This window comes from Actinomadura darangshiensis, from assembly GCF_004349235.1.
GTDB classification, from domain to species: Bacteria; Actinomycetota; Actinomycetes; order Streptosporangiales; family Streptosporangiaceae; genus Spirillospora; species Spirillospora darangshiensis.
Genome location: NZ_SMKY01000226.1, coordinates 1 through 14775, shown reverse-complemented (window position 1 = coordinate 14775; position 14775 = coordinate 1). Strand labels below are relative to the sequence as shown.

The following is a 14775-nucleotide window of genomic DNA, read 5'->3' as shown; positions in this document are numbered from 1 at the left end:
CCGGCGGCCTGGACGGGGCTGGTGGGCATCAAGCCCCAGCGCGGACGGGTTTCCGGGTATCCGCAGACCGATCCATTCAACGGCATCACGGTGTGGGGGCCGCTCGCGCGGAGTGTCGGCGACGCCGCTTTGCTGCTCGATGTGCTGAGTGGGAGTCATCCCGAGGACGTGTACCAGGTCGATCCGCCTGTGACGCCGTTCGCGGAGGCCGCGAAGAGGGAGCCGGGGAGGCTGCGGATCGCCATTTCGTTCCGGACGGCCTTCGGGGTCAGCGGACGGCTTGACCCGGAGATCCGGCTGGCGGTCGAGCGGCTCGCCCGGAGGCTGACCGATCTCGGGCACAAGGTGTTCCCCGCCGATCCGGATTACGGGCTCGTGGGGCTCGGGCTCATTCCGCGCGGGACGGCTGGGGTCGCCGACTGGCTGGACTCCCTGCCGAATCCACGGCCCGATCCGCGGACGGAGGCCGAAGCGCGGATGGGACGGGTCATCGGCAAGCGGCTGCTGCCCGTGGCGAAGAGAATGGACCCGTATCTGCGGCGAAAGGCCGGGCGCATCTTCCAGTTCGCCGATGTCGTGATGACGCCCACGACCGCCCAGCCGCCATTGAGGGTCGGGGCCTTCGACGGGGCCGGGTACCACAAGACCCAGTCGGGGGTCGCGGCGGCGTGCCCTTATGCGTGGACGTGGAATGTGCTGGGGTGGCCCGGTGTGAATGTGCCGGCCGGGTTCACCAAGGCCGGGCTGCCGATCGGCGCGCAGTTGCTCGGGCATGACTCCGACGAGGCGACGCTCATCTCGCTCGCCGCGCAGTTGGAGGCCGTCGAAGGATGGGCGCAGCGGCGTCCGTAGACCCGTGACGGGCCGCCGGTGCGGGGGTCCAAGCCGGTACCGGCGGTCCGTCGCGTTTCAGTACCCGGCGCCGGTGAGCATGCCGCCGTCGACCAGGACCTCGCTGCCGGTGCAGTAGGACGAGTCGTCCGACGCGAGGTAGACGACCAGCCCGGAGATCTCCTGCGTCTTGCCCATGCGGCCGAGGGGGAGCGCCTTCATGAACGCGTCGGCGCTGCTCGCCGTGGCCGAGACGATGTCGTCCTGCATGGTCAGGGGTGTAAGGACGCCGCCGGGGTGGATGGAGTTCACCCGGATGCCGTACTGGCCCAGCTCCCGGGCGGCGGACTTGGTCAGCCCGCGGACGCCGAACTTGCTGGCGCTGTAGGCGGCGAGGCCGGCCGCGCCGATGAAGCCCTCCGTCGAGGACACGTTGACGATGGAACCGCCGCCCGCCTCGCGCATCGGCGCGGTGACGGTCTTCACGCCGAGCCACTGGCCGATCAGGTTCACGTCGAGGATCTGGCGGAACTCCTCCAGCGCCATCTCCTCGATGGTCTTGTGCCGGAGGATGCCGGCGTTGTTGACCAGGACGTTCAGTGCGCCGAACGCCGTCGTCGCGGTCTCGGTGGCGCGCCGCCAGTCCTCCTCCTTGGAGACGTCCATCCGGATGAACCGGACGCCGTCCCCGAGGTCGGCGGCCAGTTTCGCGCCCTCCTCCTCCAGGACGTCGCCGAATACGACCTTGGCGCCCTCGTCCGCGAACCGGCGGACGTGCGCCTTGCCCATCCCGCGCGCGCCGCCGGTGATCAGCGCCACCTTGCCGTCAAGCTGCCCCATCAACGCTCCTCGTCGCCCGTTGCCGTCCGGCCAACCTAGCGAACGCTTGGTCAACTGAACAAGGCGGCCCTACCCGGTGCGCAGGCCGTCGAAGAGCAGCGTCAGCATCCGGTCGGCGAACGCGCCGGGGTCGGGGGTGCGCTCGGACGCGACGCCGACCGCGTTCGTCAGCCGCAGCAGGTCGCCCGGGTCGATCTCGGCGCGGACCGTCCCCGCCCGCTGCGCCCGCTCCAGCAGCCGGCCGAGCGCGTCGCAGATCGCGGTGGCCGCCGCGCCGAGGCCGGTGTCCGCCCATTCCGCCGACATCGCCTCGATGATCACGGTGGACGTGCCGCGCGGGGTCGCGGCGCCAGCCAGGTAGGTGCGCAGCCAGCGGCCGAGCGCCGCCTGCGGGTCCGGCTCCCCGGCCAGCAGCTCGTCGGCGTGCGCGAGGAGGCCGTCGATCCGCTCCCGCAGGACGGCGTGCAGCAGCGCGTCGCGGGTCGGGAAGTGCCGGTAGAGCGTGCCGGAGCCGACGCCCGCGCGCTTGGCGATGTCGTCGAGGGACGCGCCAGTGCCGTGCTCCATGAACGCGGTCCGTGCCGTCGTGATCAGCCGTTCGTAGTTCCGGCGGGCGTCGGCCCGCATCGGCCGGATGTCCATGGGCACCGTCCAGATATCGCGGGTGACCTGGGCTGGTCCACGCCTGCTTTGGGGAGAGCCTGCCATCTTCCAGGGCAAAAGCGCTACCCGGACGCCGCCGCCAGTGCGTCCCGTGACAGCCGGTCCGCCCTGCGTGTCGTCTCGGGCAGCCGGTACTCGCGCGCGAGGGCGAGGACGTTGCGGCACGCGGTGCCGAGGTCGGTGCGGTGGCCGACGGAGACGAACACCGGCTTCACGCCGTCGCGGGTCCGGAGCACCCGGCCGACGACCTCGCCGCCGTCCCTGAGCGGGGCCGCGTCGCCGCGCCTCGCTCCGGGCTGGTCGTAGGTGCCGATGAACGCGGTCTTGCCGACGCCGATCGCCGGCAGGCCGGTCAGGACGCCGAGGTGGCACGCCAGCCCGAACCGCCGCGGATGCGCGATCCCGAACCCGTCGCAGACGAGCAGGCCGGGCGTGGTCGTGAGGCCGCGGAGGGCCTCCAGCAGGGTGGGCAGCTCCCGGAACGCGAACAGGCCGGGGACGTACGGGAACGCGGCCGTGCCGACGGCGACCGATTCCTCCACGACCTCCAGGGTCGTCCCGTCCAGGACGACGACGGCGGCGGCCAGGCGGTCACCGGTGCCGCCGCCGTCGCCCGCGTAGGAGACGTCGAGGCCCGCGACGGTGCTCGGCGCGGCCGGGCCCGGAACGTCCAGTTCGAGCATCGGACGCAGCAGGTCCTGGATCGCCTCGGCCTCCTCCGGGGTGGACGGCCAAGGGTGCAGATCGCGTACGTCCATGGCCCGGGACGCTACCGCCCGCTCACGACAGGCCCGCGTACGCCGCCTGCGTCAGCCGGAAGGCGCGCAGGTCGCCCGCCGCCTGGTCGCCCATCAGGTTGGGCAGGTAGGCGACCGCGAGCCCGGCCTCCGGGTCGCCGAGCCCGATCGAGCCGCCCGCGCCGGTGTGGCCGAACGCCGACGCCCGGCCCGGCTTGGGCGTGAAGAACGTCTGCGACGGGCGCATGAACCCCAGGCCGAACGCGCTGTCCACGAGCAGCGTGCGATCCGGGCCGCTGGCACGTGGGCGCAGGGCCTCGCGCAGCGTGTCCGGGCGCAGGATCCGCCCCGCCACGAGGTCGCGGTAGAAGCCGGCGAGCGCGGGCGCGGTGGTGATCATCCCGGCGGACGGCCAGCCGGCCCGCAGCACGACCGGGTTGTTGTAGCCGCCCTTGCCCGGGTGCGGGTTGTTCATCGCCCGGTTCATCATGCTCTCCGGGTCGGTGTAGGCCGCGGCGAGCCGCTTCAGCATGTCGTGCTGGGCGGTCTTGGGGGAGTCCGCGCCGACCGTGCCCTTCGAGGGGGGACGACCCCCCGCGCCCCCCGAGGCACCTCCGGCGCCGTCAGTTGTGCGCCGTCCGGCCGACAGCTTCGCGGCGCGCTCGATGACGTCGTCAGGGGATCCGATCCAGAGGTCGAGGTCGCTGGTGAACTCGTCCTTCGCGAAGGCGCCGACCGTCCGCCCGGACAGCCGCCGGACGATCTCGCCGGCCAGCCAGCCGTAGGTCAGCGCGTGGTAGCCGTGCGCCTCGCCGGGCGTCCACTCGGGCTTCTGCCCGGCCAGCTCGGACGCGCGCGCCGCGGCGTCGGCAGCCTCCTCCGCCGGCACGGTGCGCGCGAACGCGGGCAGGCCCGCCTGGTGCGACAGCAGGTGCGCGGCGGTCGCGCCGTCCTTGCCTTCGGCGCCGAACTCCGGCCACCAGCCGGTCACCGGGCCGTCCACCTCGTAGGCGCCGCGCTCGGCGAGCAGCAGCGCCGCCGCGGCCGTCACCGCCTTCGTGCAGGAGAAGCCGAAGCAGGGGGTGTCGGGCAGCCACTCGCGTCCGGTGCGGCGGTCGGCGACGCCGCCCCACAGGTCGACGACCTTGCGGTCGCCCGCGTAGACGGTGACGGCGGCGCCCAGCTCGCGTCCCTCGGCGAAGTTCTGCTCGAACACCTCGCGGACGCCGGCGAACGCCGGATCGCAGTGGCCCTGCACCGTGCTGCTCATACGCGATCCTCTCAGGCGGGGGCTCCATAGAATCACGTTCTAGGAAACCTCGCGGAGCCGGGCTCGCGGTCAGTACCGGCCCAGGTGGTGGGCGGGCTCGGTGACCGGGTCCGCGGCGCGCTGGGCCGGGCGCGTCCGGCCGAACTCCAGCGTGAGCAGCGCCGCCGCCAGGTAGGCGATGTCGAACCACGACCGGAAGACGACGTTGCGCGGCTTGTAGGACGGCCGGAACTTCTTGTCGAACAGGTACAGCGACTCGACCGCGATCAGCGGGTCGAGGAGGTGCAGCGCCCGGTAGCCGGCCTTCTCCAGCGGGGTGCGGTCGCCGGCGTCCAGCAACGCGCGGAAGGCGGCGAAGTTCAGCGACACGACGCCGTGCCCGTGCCCGCCGGCGTACTCGATCATCTCGACGATGAGCCGCTCGTTGACGCCGTTCGGGCCGTCCGGGGCGCGCCGCATCGCGTCCAGGCTGACGCCCTCGCCGGCGGTGACGTAGCGCTGGAACGCGATGGGCTCCGCGTCCTCGCCGTAGGCGACGGCGACGACCGCTCCCGGGTGGTAGCCGGTGAGCAGCTCGTCCAGGTTCATGGAGAAACCGCGCTCGGCCGAGCCGCCGAGGGAGCGGGACGCGACGTCGAGCAGCTTCGCGCGCAGCGCGGGAGTGAGGTCGCGTTCGGAGACGATCTCGGACGAGACGCCGAAGTTCGCGGTGCGCTTCACCGCCTGCCGGACGTTGCGCATCTGCCGTCCCGACAGCGTGAACTCGCCGGGCGCGATGACGACCTCGTCGCCGAAGCCGATCGACCGGCACGGGCCCCACGCGGGGAGCAGTGCGTCGCTCGCGCCGAGCACGGCCGGGCGCCAGCCCGTCGTCCGGCACATCGCGCGGAACGCCCGGACGGCGTCGGCGTGCGAGGCGGGGTCGCCGACCGGGTCGCCGCCCGCCACCGCCATGCCGAACAGCACGCGGTAGCCGATCGCGGCGCGGCCGTCCGCGCTGAACACGTACGCCTTGTCGCGGCGCAGCGCGAACGGCGCGAGGGTGTCGGAACCGGGATGGAAGACCAGGCTCGCGACGCGGCGGCGCTCGGCCTCGTCGCCGGGCGGCGGCGCCGGGTCGGGCGCGAGGAGCGTGATGACCAGCAGGAGGAGGCCCGCGGCGCCGGCGAGGCCGAGCAGGCCCGGCAGCCAGGACGCGCCGTCCATGGGCCCGCCGGTGCCGCCGAGGCCGCCGGCGACGGCGCCGACGGACCGGACCGACACGCCGCCGAAGAGCAGCGACGCGGCGACGGCCACGGCGACCAGGACCGCGCCGGTCTTCACCGCCGTGCGGACGCGCTCGGGGTGCGGCCGCACCGGGAACCGGTCGCGCTCCAGCCACAGACCGCCGAGGACGGCGGCGAGCAGCGGCAGCCGCCACAGCGGGTCGTCGCCGGAGACGACGGCGAGCAGGCCGAGGAGGACCAGCGTGACGAGCCCGTACCAGGCGGCGCGGCGGCGCAGCAGGACGCCGCGGGCGACGAGCGCGAGCGCGAGGCCGATCGCGATTGCGTGCGCGGGGGCGAGCGGGCTGCCGGTGACGATCCGGGACAGCCGGCCGAGCCAGTGCGGGGACGGCACCGGCGCGGGCGCCGCGATCAGCACGGCGACCAGCAGCGTGGCGAGCGCGAGCGGCCAGACCGGCCGCACCGCCGGTGCTGCCGCCGGTTTCACAGAGTGCACGAGGGACACCTCCGATGAGCCCCCAACCAAGATCCCCTGGAACTCATTCCCAAGATCGAACGTTCTTTGAGGCCCCGTCCAGCGAGCACATACCCCCGACGGGGGCGCGGAACACCGCTAGCCTCGTGGTGATGAAGAGGCTGCTGCTCGTCCATCACACGCCGTCGCCGTCGGTGCAGGCGATGTTCGAGGCGGTGCGGGCCGGTGCGTCCACCGACGAGATCGACGGCGTGGAGGTCGTGTCCCGCGCGGCGCTGACGGCCTCCGCCGTCGACGTCCTGGAGGCGGACGGCTACCTCCTGGGCACGCCGGTCAACCTCGGCTACCTGTCCGGGGCGCTGAAGCACTTCTTCGACCAGATCTACTACCCGTGCCTGGAGGAGACGGCCCGCCGCCCGTTCGGTGCGTTCCTGCACGGCAACAACGACGCGACCGGTGCCCTGCGCGCCCTCGACGCCATCACCACGGGGCTGAGGTGGAAGGCCGTCCAGCCGCCCGTGGTCGTCACCGGCGAACCCGGCAGGGACGATCTGCAGGCGTGCTGGGAGCTCGGCGCGATCACGGCCGCCGAACTCGGGAGCGTCTGAGACGCAGGCGCCCCGGGGCCGGCGGCCGGGGGATGCGTCCGTCCGGTACGAGGCGTAGCCGGGCGGGCACGCCGCGCGCAGTCAACCGAGCAAGCGCTTGTGCTTGAAGACTTTTCGGGTTAGTTTCCTCAAAGACGCCCGCTGGGGACGGATCGCGCCCCGTTCCCGGCGGGCGGCATGCGTACGCGGGGACGTCCGGGCCCGCCCGCCGGTCAGCCGTACGTGCGAAGGCCCATGATCTCGTCGCGGAGCTCCTGCGGGGACGGGGCCTCCAGCAGCCGCGGCCCCCCGCGCAGCGGCACCATGGCCCACCAGGAACCGGTCGCCTCGCCGTACCAGACGCGCACTCCCGGGAACTGCTCCTGCAGGGTGCGCGCGGTGGCGGCGCGCATGGCCCCGGGCGTGGGCTCCTCGCGACCGGCAGCGCCCTGTTGAGCCGTCATGCCGCCCTCCCCCCGTGAATCTCTCCAGTAACAGCGTCCCCACGGACCAAAGCGTCACCCCAACTCGGCAAATTGTGACTAAGCACACTATGGGGCTCGGCACCCGCGCTGGGGGATACCGCGCCGGATGTACTCCAACAGATGTATTCGGGCGGACCGAATGACATCGTCCGCCGGATGACCGGGCCCGAGCCGGGAAGGGACGCTGGACGCGACGGCAGGTTCCCTAGGTGCGGCGCATCCGCGGAGGCGGTTCCATGAGACTCGCGAGACTGGCCCGATACTGCTACCGGCGGCGGCGCCTGACGGTCGCCGCCTGGATCGCCGGCACCATCGTCGTGATGGTGCTGGGCTTCGGGTTCGCCGCCGAACCGCTGAACGACTTCTCCGGCGGGAACTCCGGGTCGGCGAAGGCCTCCGATCTGCTGGACGAGCACTTCGCGCAGCAGAGCGGCGACTCGATCACGCTGGCGGTCCGCGCCGAAGGCGGGGTGCGCAGCCCCCAGGCCAAGGCGCGCGTCGAGGAGGCGATCGGCCGGCTCGCCAAGACGCCGCACGTCGCCTTCGTCGCGTCGCCGTACCAGGCGCCCGGGCAGATCTCGCGGGACGGCAAGTCGGCGTTCGCCACCGGCAGCCTGGACGTCACGGCCGAGGACATGCCCAAGGCCGACGTGCAGGCGCTCATCGACGACGTGCGCACCGACTCCGGGCCCGTCCAGCTGCAACTCGGCGGGGCGGCCGTCGACACCGCCGAAACGCCCGGCGGAGGCCCGTCCGAGGGCATCGGCGTGCTCGCCGCCATCGTCATCCTGCTGATCGCGTTCGGGTCGGTGCTGGCCATGGGCCTGCCGATCGTCACCGCGCTGTTCGGCATCGGGACCGGCCTCGCGCTGATCATGCTGATCGGGCACCTGCTGCCCGCGCCGTCGTTCAGCCCGATCGTCGCGGCGCTGATCGGGCTCGGCGTCGGCATCGACTACGCGCTGTTCATCGTCACCCGCTACCGCGAGGAACTGCACGCGGGCTCCGATCCCGAGGAGGCGGCCGTCACCTCCGTCACCACCGCCGGACGCGCCGTGCTGTTCGCCGGCACCACCGTCGTGATCGCGCTGATGGGCCTGTTCGTCATGCAGCAGAGCCTCCTCAACGGCGTCGCGGTCGCGGCCGGCGTCGCCGTGCTGATGACCATGCTCGCGGCGGTGACGCTGCTGCCCGCCCTGCTCGGCTTCGCCGGGCACGCCATCGACCGGCTCCGCGTCCCCGGGCTCGGCCGGGCGCGCCGCCCGCTCGCCGAGCGCTGGGCGCGGACCGTGCAGGCGCATCCGGTCGTCGCCGGGCTGTGCGCGGCGGCGGTCCTGCTGGTCCTCGCCGTCCCGGCGCTGTCGATGCGGCTCAGCTTCCCCGACTCCAGCACCCAGGCGCACGACCACAGCGGCTACCGGGCCAGCCGGATCATGGCGGAGGGCTTCGGGCCCGGCACCGCCGCGCCGCTGATCATCGTCACCGAGGGCGGCGGCACGCAGGCGGCGGGCAGGATCGCCGCCGCCGTCCGCGAGACGCCCGGCATCGCCGCCGTCCAGCCGCCGCGCGCCAGCCGGGACGGGAAGGCGGCCATGCTCATCGCCTTCCCGGAGACCGGCGCGCAGGACGAGCGGACGCCGAAGCTCGTCCACACGCTGCGGGACGACGTCATTCCCGGCGCCGTCGGCGGGACGGGCGCGCGGGCCTACGTCGGCGGGCCGAACGCCGCCTCGATCGACTTCTCCGACGCCGTCTCCACCCGGCTGCCGCTGCTGATCGCCGTCGTCGTCGGGCTGTCGCTGCTGCTGCTCATCGGCCTCGTCCGGTCGGTCACGGTGGCGGTGCAGGCGGCCCTGATGAACCTGCTGTCGATCGCCGCCGCGTACGGGGTGCTGACGGCCGTCGTCCAGTGGGGGTGGGCCGGGCGGCTGCTCGGGTTCCCCACCGACATGCCCGTCACCACATGGGTGCCGCTGATGATGTTCCCGATCCTGTTCGGGCTGTCCATGGACTACGAGGTGTTCCTCGTGTCCCGCATCCGCGAGACCTACGAGGAGGGCGTGGCCACCCGCGAGGCCGTCGCGCTCGGCCTGTCCCGCACCGCGCGCGTGATCACCGCGGCCGCCGCGATCATGGTGATGGTGTTCCTGTCGGTGCTGCTCGGCGGCGACGTCGCCGTCAAGCAGATCGGCCTCGGCCTCGGCGTCGCGATCCTGATCGACGCGACCATCGTGCGGCTGGTGCTCGTCCCGGCGCTGATGGAGCTGTTCGGCGAGGCGAACTGGTGGCTCCCCGGGCCGCTCAGGCGGCTGCTGCCGGACCGCCGCGAGCGGCCGGCGGGCGAGCCCGGCGTCCGCGTCAGTGCAGGTTGATGCCGTCGAACATCACCTTGAGGTAGTGCTCGGCGAGCCCCTGGGCGTTCAGGCGGCCGCCGGGCCGGAACCAGCGGACCGCCACCCAGACGGTGTCGCGGATCATCCGGTAGGTCAGCTTCGGGTCGAGGTCGGGGCGGAAGACCCCTTCGTCCTGGCCCGCCTGGAGCGTGCTCACCCACATCTTCTCGACCTCGTCCTCGGACTTGGTCAGGTAGGCGAACCGGTCCATGCCGCGCAGGTAGTTCCAGTCGTTCTGCATGACCGTGATGGCGGCCCGGTGCGGCTCCAGGGTGCCGAACGCGACCCGGACCAGCCCGGCGATCCTGTCCCGCGGGTCGTCGTTCTCGTCGAGGACGGCCTGGTAGGCCGCCATGACGTCGGTGAAGAACCCGGAGAGGATCTCGTCGACGATCGACTCCTTGGAGTCGAAGTGGTGGTAGAGGCTGCCGGACAGGATGCCGGCCTCGTCGGCGATGTTGCGGACCGTGGTGGCCTGGAAGCCCTTCTCCGCGAACAGCTCGGCCGCGAGCCGGACCAGGTGCGCGCGCCTCTCGGACGCCAGGGCGGGCGTTCCCCGGCCGCGGCGGCGGGCGCCGCCCTCCCCGGTGGCGCGGGTGCTCGATCGTCCGGACTTGGCGCTCGTGGTCGTCACCTTCTCATTATGCCCGTCTCGCCCAACCGCTTGCTCGTTTCCGCGGCCGCACCAGGGTACGGGTTGCAACAAGCGCTTGCTACAGCCGATTCCGGGCCGTCCGCCCGCGCCGCATAGGCTCGGGGCCATGCCCGATGTGATCGTGTTCGACCTGTACGGAGTCATCGCCCGCACCCAGACCCCCGAGGCGGTGCGGCGGATCGAGGAGATCGCCGGCGTGGCCGGACCCGCGTTCTGGGACGCCTACTGGGCCTGCCGCCCCGCCTACGACGCCGGCCAGGAGAGCGCGTCCTACTGGGCGGACGTCGCCGGCGTGCTCGGCGCGGCGTTCCCCGACGTCCCCGCGCTGATCGAGGCAGACCTCGACAGCTGGACCGACGTCGACGACGACATGGTCGCCCTCGTCGGCGACCTCGCCGACGAGGGCCGCACCCTCGGGCTGCTCTCCAACATCATCGGCGACCTGGTGCCCCGCTTCGAGGCCCGCCACGGCGCCTGGCTGTCCCGCTTCGACGCCCGCGTCTACTCCTGCCACATCGGCGTCGCCAAGCCCGACCCCCGCGCCTACGAGATCTGCGCCGGACGCCTCGGCGTCGAACCCGCCGACGTCATCTTCTTCGACGACAGCCGGCGCAACGTCCTCGCCGCCCGGGAGACCGGCATGCGCGCCGAGGTCTTCACGTCCCGCGACCAGGTCCGCAAGCTCGTCGGCTAGGACGGCTGCCGGCGGTGGCGCCCGCGTTCAGGCACCACCGCCGGGCCGCGTTCAGCCGGACTAGCCCCAGGTGGGGGCGTCGGGGCGCAGACCGCTGATCTGCTGCCAGGTCAAGGCTCCCTGGAAGGCCCAGACGTCGTCGACGGGTCCCGGCCAGTACTCGGGGTCGCCGATGGCGGACCGTCCGACCTGGAGGGCGCCCTTGGCACCGAACGCGCCGACCTCCGTCTTCACCGACCGGCCCTCGTCCGGCTGTTCGTTCACATACAGGGTCATCGTCCGGGTCGGACCGTCATAGACGACCGCGAGGTGGTCCCAGGACCCGCTGACCCCCGTGTGCTCGGCGACCGTGACCTTCGCGTCCGGGCTGTCGGAGTCGGCCATCGCGGCCTGCCAGGCATACCTGCCGGGTTCGCTCCCGGGCTGGAAGCGCAGCGCCAGCCGGTTGACCTTCTCGCCGGGCAGCGACAGCAGCGTCGCGGCCTTCGCCGGGAGCCGTTCGGTGTCCACCCAGACGGAGAGGGTGAAGCTCCGGTCGGTCCGGATGACGGGTCCCGCGGTCTCCGCGTAGGCTCCGGTGCCGGTCAGCATCAGGCCCGCCGGGGACGACCAGTCCGCCCCGGCGGCCGGGTCGACCGCCGCGCCGCCCCGCAGCGCCATGGCGTTGCCGAACGTGGAGTCGTCGGCGCCGTCGACGTCGAACTTCCAGCGGCCCCGCACGTGCGCCGGGACGGTCTGGAGCTCCGCCGCCTCCTTCGGGACGATGATCCGGTCGTACACCCTGACCTCGTCCAGCCCGCCGCGGAAGGGGTGCGCGTGGGGCCGGACGCCCGCGCCGATCCGCAGCCTGCCCTGCGCGTTCCACGCGGACTCACCGGACGCGACATCGGACGCCAGGGTCCCGTTCACGTAGAGCCGCAGCCTCTTCTGCGTCGCGTCGTACGAGCCGATCAGGTGCGCCCAGGTCCCGGGGTAGACGGGCTGCTCGGCCACGGCCTGCGTGGTCGCGGCGCCACGGGAGTCCGCGTCCGACTTCACGAACGCCCAGTGCCCGTCCCGCGACCGGAGCGAGAACGCGTTCTTGCGGCGTCCGGTGGCGGCGACGACGACGGAGTCGCGCTCGGACGTCGGCCTGGCCCAGGCGGACACGGTGAAGCTCTTGCTGGTGTCCACGAGCGGGGCGGAGTCGGCATGTCCGCCGGTCAGCCGCGCACCCGTCCCGAGCTGCCCCTCGGCGCCGGTGGCGACCCGGCCGACCGCCCGTGCGGTGACCGGCTCGTCGCCTTCGGGGGTCTCGGCGGCGAGTTCACGCGCCCCGGTGGGCTCGTCGAGCCTCCAGTGCGCCTTCGCGCCGTTGCCGGTCCAGACCCGGAACTCGTACGTGGTCCGAGGGCTGACCTCCCCGGCCGGGCCGAGGGACTGGACGTCGAGGATGACGGGCCCGCCGCGATAGGGCGCGATCGGCACGGTGACCGGCGCCCCGTCCTGCGTGGGCAGGTTCAGGCCCGGCTGGCCGCTGATGTTCACCGAGTACTGCACCGCCTGGTCACTCGGGTCGTCGAACGTGAAGTCGCCGTAGACCCCGACGCCGCCGTGCCAGCTCGCGTCGGCCGGATAGTCGGCCGACGCGACGGTGGGCGCGGGCAGCACGACTTCGGCCAAAGCCGCTCCCATGCTCCCCGCAATGGACATCGGTGCCGCCACCGCGAGCGCGGTGAGCAGGACCGGAATGGTTCGACGTGGACGCATCCACACCTCCAGGCCACGGCACGCGGCGCAGCGGGGAGGAACGCCGTTCGTGCCCTTTTGAGTTGGGTGCCGTGATCCTGGCACCGCTCCGGCCGCGCCGCGGATGCGGAAAGATCACGATCTTCCAACTGCGTGCGGCGGTGGGGGAGACGGCGTCCGGCTAGGACGGGGGCGGGAGTTCGGCGCCGGCCTCGCCGCCCGCTTCGGCGGCCTGGGCGAGGCGTTCGCGCAGCGTCCGGACGAGCTCGTCGCCCTGCTCGGTCAGCCGCTCGATCGCGGGCAGCGCCAGGTCGTCGCGGACGGTGTCGGCGAGCAGCTCGTCGTACTCGTGCGCCTTCTCCGCGATCGACTCCAGGTGGCGCTGGGCGCGCAGCACCTCGTCCGCCGACCTGGCCCGCTCGGCGTAGCGCTCCAGCGCCTCGATGCGGCGCGTCACCGCCACGACCGAGATGTCGAGCTTGTCGCGCAGCGGACGCAGCGCCGCCTCCACCTCGGGGATGGCCGCGGCCTCCTCCATCTCGTCCTGGTCCGCGCGCAGCTTCGACTGCTTCGCCAGGACCTGCGCGATCTCCCACTCCTGCCGCGGCAACGTGACGGCGTTGTCGACCGCGTCCAGCAGGCCCTCCCGGTTGACCTGCGAGTCGCGGACGGCGTCGACCGCCGTCTGGACGCGGGCCAGCAGCGCGCGGCCCTCGTCGTCGAAGTCCTCGGGGGTGAGGTAGCGGTCGCGGCGCCGCTCCAGCTCCCGGGCGCGCCGCAGGTCCAGCGAGACCGACGGGGTGCCGAGCGCGACCAGCACCGCGAGCATGCCGAGGCCGATCAGCCACAGCGAGCCGAGCAGCGGGGAGCCGAGCAGGCCGAGGGCGAGGACCGACAGGGGCGCCAGCCACAGCAGCGGCTTGCGGCGCGCGACGATCGTGTCCAGTTCGGCGCGCAGCGCCGGGTCGGCGACCGGGCGCGGCTCGGCCGGGGCGCCGTCGGCCGGGTCGCGCGGCGGCGCGATGCGGCGCCAGACGGTGCCGACATGGGTCTCGAACGCGAAGTCGGTGCGCGCGATCTCGATCTCGGTGGGCCCGGCGGGCAGCGGCCACGAGCCGACGGGGTCGCCGCCGCCCGGCCCGGTGAAGCGCACCCACCAGCCGCCCTTGCCGTTCTCGCATCGGTACCGGCCAGGGGCGACGTCGATCCCGACGAAGAACGTACCGATTCCCGGGATGGAATCGTTCCACGCGCCACTGGCCACCGGCGACCTCCCGTACCTGAACGACGTCCGGGGGACGGTAAGAGTTGCATTACCCACATCCGCTCCGGGGAAGCCGGATCGGGTTTGGAATACTCCACACGTGCGACCTGACTATGACCCCCTTGACGACCCGCCGTGGGCGATGCAACTGGTGGTACGGGCCGAGAAGGCCGATCCGCCCAATCACGGCGCGGTCTGCGAGGCGGCGGCGACCGCGGTCGTCCGGGTGCTGACCGACCCGCGCGCCGCCGCGCCCGAGGGGGAGTGGCGCGAGGCCGTCCGGGAGTGGGAGTCGCGGCGGATCAGGAAGGTGGCCCGGCGGGCCCGCGGCGTCCGCTGGCCGGAGGCGGAGGCGCTGCCCGGCGTGACCGTCGCGCACGCGGGCGCCCAGGTGCGCGCTTTCCCGCCGGGCCCGGTGTCGGACGTCCCGCCGCAGCTGGCGAGGCTCCAGGTCGCGGGCCTCGACCTCGCCGACGCCGAGGAGCCTGCCCCGCCGCCCGAGCCCCCGTACGCGGTGATCGCCCTCAACCCGGACATCACGATCACGACCGGGAAGGCCGCCGCCCAGTGCGGGCACGCCGCGCAACTGCTCCTGCGGCAGGGCCGCCGCAAGCACGTGGCGGCATGGGTCGAGGCCGGGGCGGCCGTCCACCTGGCGAGAGACGTGCCGTGGCGGCAGTGCGTGAAGGAGGCGACGGTAGCGGTAAGGGACGGCGGCTTCACCGAGATCCCACCCGGCACCATGACCGCCATCGCCTGGCTCCAACGTTGACTTGCGGCGTGTTGTTGTTATGCGACCGGGCGGTTTCTAGTGTCTGTTGCAACGAGGTTCCTGGAAGGATCTTGTTGTGCCAGGACGTCGTCTTACGCTCGCTGAGCGTGCGCAGATCGAGGTGTTGTTCGGTGCGGGCCATTCGTTTCCGCAGA

General features: G+C 73.0%; 14 protein-coding genes. 5 read left to right on the top strand and 9 right to left on the bottom strand.

Annotated elements, in window-relative coordinates:
* The coding region (locus E1293_RS34275; RefSeq protein WP_243716944.1) for an amidase family protein at window positions 1-852 on the top strand (852 nt) is incomplete at its 5' end.
* Window positions 853-909: 57 nt separating this feature from the next.
* Here E1293_RS34275 and E1293_RS34270 read toward each other — a convergent pair.
* From E1293_RS34270 to E1293_RS34250, 5 genes are all read right to left on the bottom strand, one after another.
* Window positions 910-1671, bottom strand: coding sequence for a glucose 1-dehydrogenase (locus E1293_RS34270; RefSeq protein ID WP_132202075.1), 762 nt, complete (start codon window positions 1669-1671; stop codon window positions 910-912).
* Window positions 1672-1740: 69 nt separating this feature from the next.
* Window positions 1741-2313, bottom strand: a complete 573-nt coding sequence (locus E1293_RS34265; protein WP_207939256.1) for a TetR/AcrR family transcriptional regulator — start codon at window positions 2311-2313, stop codon at window positions 1741-1743.
* An 83-nt stretch (window positions 2314-2396) separates the two neighbouring features.
* On the bottom strand, window positions 2397-3092 hold the full coding sequence (locus E1293_RS34260) for an endonuclease V (protein ID WP_132202072.1): 696 nt from the start codon (window positions 3090-3092) through the stop codon (window positions 2397-2399).
* A 22-nt stretch (window positions 3093-3114) separates the two neighbouring features.
* Window positions 3115-4341 carry a serine hydrolase domain-containing protein gene (locus tag E1293_RS34255; protein WP_132202070.1) on the bottom strand — a complete coding sequence of 409 codons (1227 nt, stop codon included), beginning with the start codon at window positions 4339-4341 and terminating at the stop codon, window positions 3115-3117.
* A 69-nt stretch (window positions 4342-4410) separates the two neighbouring features.
* Entirely contained in the window at window positions 4411-6063 is a 1653-nt protein-coding gene (locus tag E1293_RS34250) for a bifunctional lysylphosphatidylglycerol flippase/synthetase MprF (RefSeq protein WP_132202068.1), read from the bottom strand.
* Between the two features lie 131 nt (window positions 6064-6194).
* Here E1293_RS34250 and E1293_RS34245 point away from each other — a divergent pair, with 131 nt between their 5' ends.
* Complete coding sequence (locus E1293_RS34245) at window positions 6195-6650, top strand: flavodoxin family protein (RefSeq protein ID WP_132202066.1); 456 nt, start codon at window positions 6195-6197, stop codon at window positions 6648-6650.
* Between the two features lie 212 nt (window positions 6651-6862).
* On the opposite strand, the gene E1293_RS34240 is transcribed toward E1293_RS34245, so the two are convergent.
* Complete coding sequence (locus tag E1293_RS34240; protein WP_132202064.1) at window positions 6863-7093, bottom strand: hypothetical protein; 231 nt, start codon at window positions 7091-7093, stop codon at window positions 6863-6865.
* A 257-nt stretch (window positions 7094-7350) separates the two neighbouring features.
* On the opposite strand from E1293_RS34240, the gene E1293_RS34235 reads away from it, so the two are divergent.
* A complete protein-coding gene (locus tag E1293_RS34235; RefSeq protein ID WP_132202062.1) occupies window positions 7351-9486 on the top strand; it encodes an MMPL family transporter in 2136 nt (711 codons plus the stop codon).
* Here the strand turns inward: E1293_RS34235 and E1293_RS34230 are convergent.
* Window positions 9473-10141 carry a TetR/AcrR family transcriptional regulator gene (locus tag E1293_RS34230; protein ID WP_132202060.1) on the bottom strand — a complete coding sequence of 223 codons (669 nt, stop codon included), beginning with the start codon at window positions 10139-10141 and terminating at the stop codon, window positions 9473-9475. The genes E1293_RS34235 and E1293_RS34230 overlap by 14 nt on opposite strands.
* 127 nt (window positions 10142-10268) lie before the next feature.
* On the opposite strand from E1293_RS34230, the gene E1293_RS34225 reads away from it, so the two are divergent.
* The gene (locus E1293_RS34225; RefSeq protein ID WP_132202058.1) at window positions 10269-10856 is read left to right on the top strand and encodes an HAD family hydrolase; all 588 of its coding nucleotides are present in this window, start codon (window positions 10269-10271) and stop codon (window positions 10854-10856) included.
* A 60-nt stretch (window positions 10857-10916) separates the two neighbouring features.
* Here the strand turns inward: E1293_RS34225 and E1293_RS34220 are convergent, their stop codons facing one another.
* Both E1293_RS34220 and E1293_RS34215 read right to left on the bottom strand, forming a co-directional pair.
* Window positions 10917-12605: a LamG domain-containing protein gene (locus E1293_RS34220; protein ID WP_132202056.1), complete on the bottom strand. Its 1689-nt coding sequence runs from the start codon at window positions 12603-12605 to the stop codon at window positions 10917-10919.
* Between the two features lie 160 nt (window positions 12606-12765).
* Entirely contained in the window at window positions 12766-13848 is a 1083-nt protein-coding gene (locus tag E1293_RS34215; protein WP_132202054.1) for an Rv1352/Rv1906c domain-containing protein, read from the bottom strand.
* Window positions 13849-13948: 100 nt separating this feature from the next.
* Here E1293_RS34215 and E1293_RS34210 point away from each other — a divergent pair, with 100 nt between their 5' ends.
* Window positions 13949-14620 (top strand): aminoacyl-tRNA hydrolase, encoded by a 672-nt coding sequence (locus tag E1293_RS34210; protein WP_132202052.1) that lies wholly within the window; start codon window positions 13949-13951, stop codon window positions 14618-14620.
* Window positions 14621-14775 lie beyond the last annotated feature (155 nt).

Excerpts from the sequence above, each read along its gene's own strand:
- E1293_RS34270 (WP_132202075.1), bottom strand. The coding sequence starts at position 1,671 with ATGGGGCAGCTTGACGGCAAGGTGGCGCTGATCACCGGCGGCGCGCGC.
- E1293_RS34265 (WP_207939256.1), bottom strand. The coding sequence starts at position 2,313 with ATGGACATCCGGCCGATGCGGGCCGACGCCCGCCGGAACTACGAACGG.
- E1293_RS34260 (WP_132202072.1), bottom strand. The coding sequence starts at position 3,092 with ATGGACGTACGCGATCTGCACCCTTGGCCGTCCACCCCGGAGGAGGCC.
- E1293_RS34255 (WP_132202070.1), bottom strand. The coding sequence starts at position 4,341 with ATGAGCAGCACGGTGCAGGGCCACTGCGATCCGGCGTTCGCCGGCGTC.
- E1293_RS34245 (WP_132202066.1), top strand. The coding sequence starts at position 6,195 with ATGAAGAGGCTGCTGCTCGTCCATCACACGCCGTCGCCGTCGGTGCAG.
- E1293_RS34240 (WP_132202064.1), bottom strand. The coding sequence starts at position 7,093 with ATGACGGCTCAACAGGGCGCTGCCGGTCGCGAGGAGCCCACGCCCGGG.
- E1293_RS34235 (WP_132202062.1), top strand. The coding sequence starts at position 7,351 with ATGAGACTCGCGAGACTGGCCCGATACTGCTACCGGCGGCGGCGCCTG.
- E1293_RS34225 (WP_132202058.1), top strand. The coding sequence starts at position 10,269 with ATGCCCGATGTGATCGTGTTCGACCTGTACGGAGTCATCGCCCGCACC.
- E1293_RS34220 (WP_132202056.1), bottom strand. The coding sequence starts at position 12,605 with ATGCGTCCACGTCGAACCATTCCGGTCCTGCTCACCGCGCTCGCGGTG.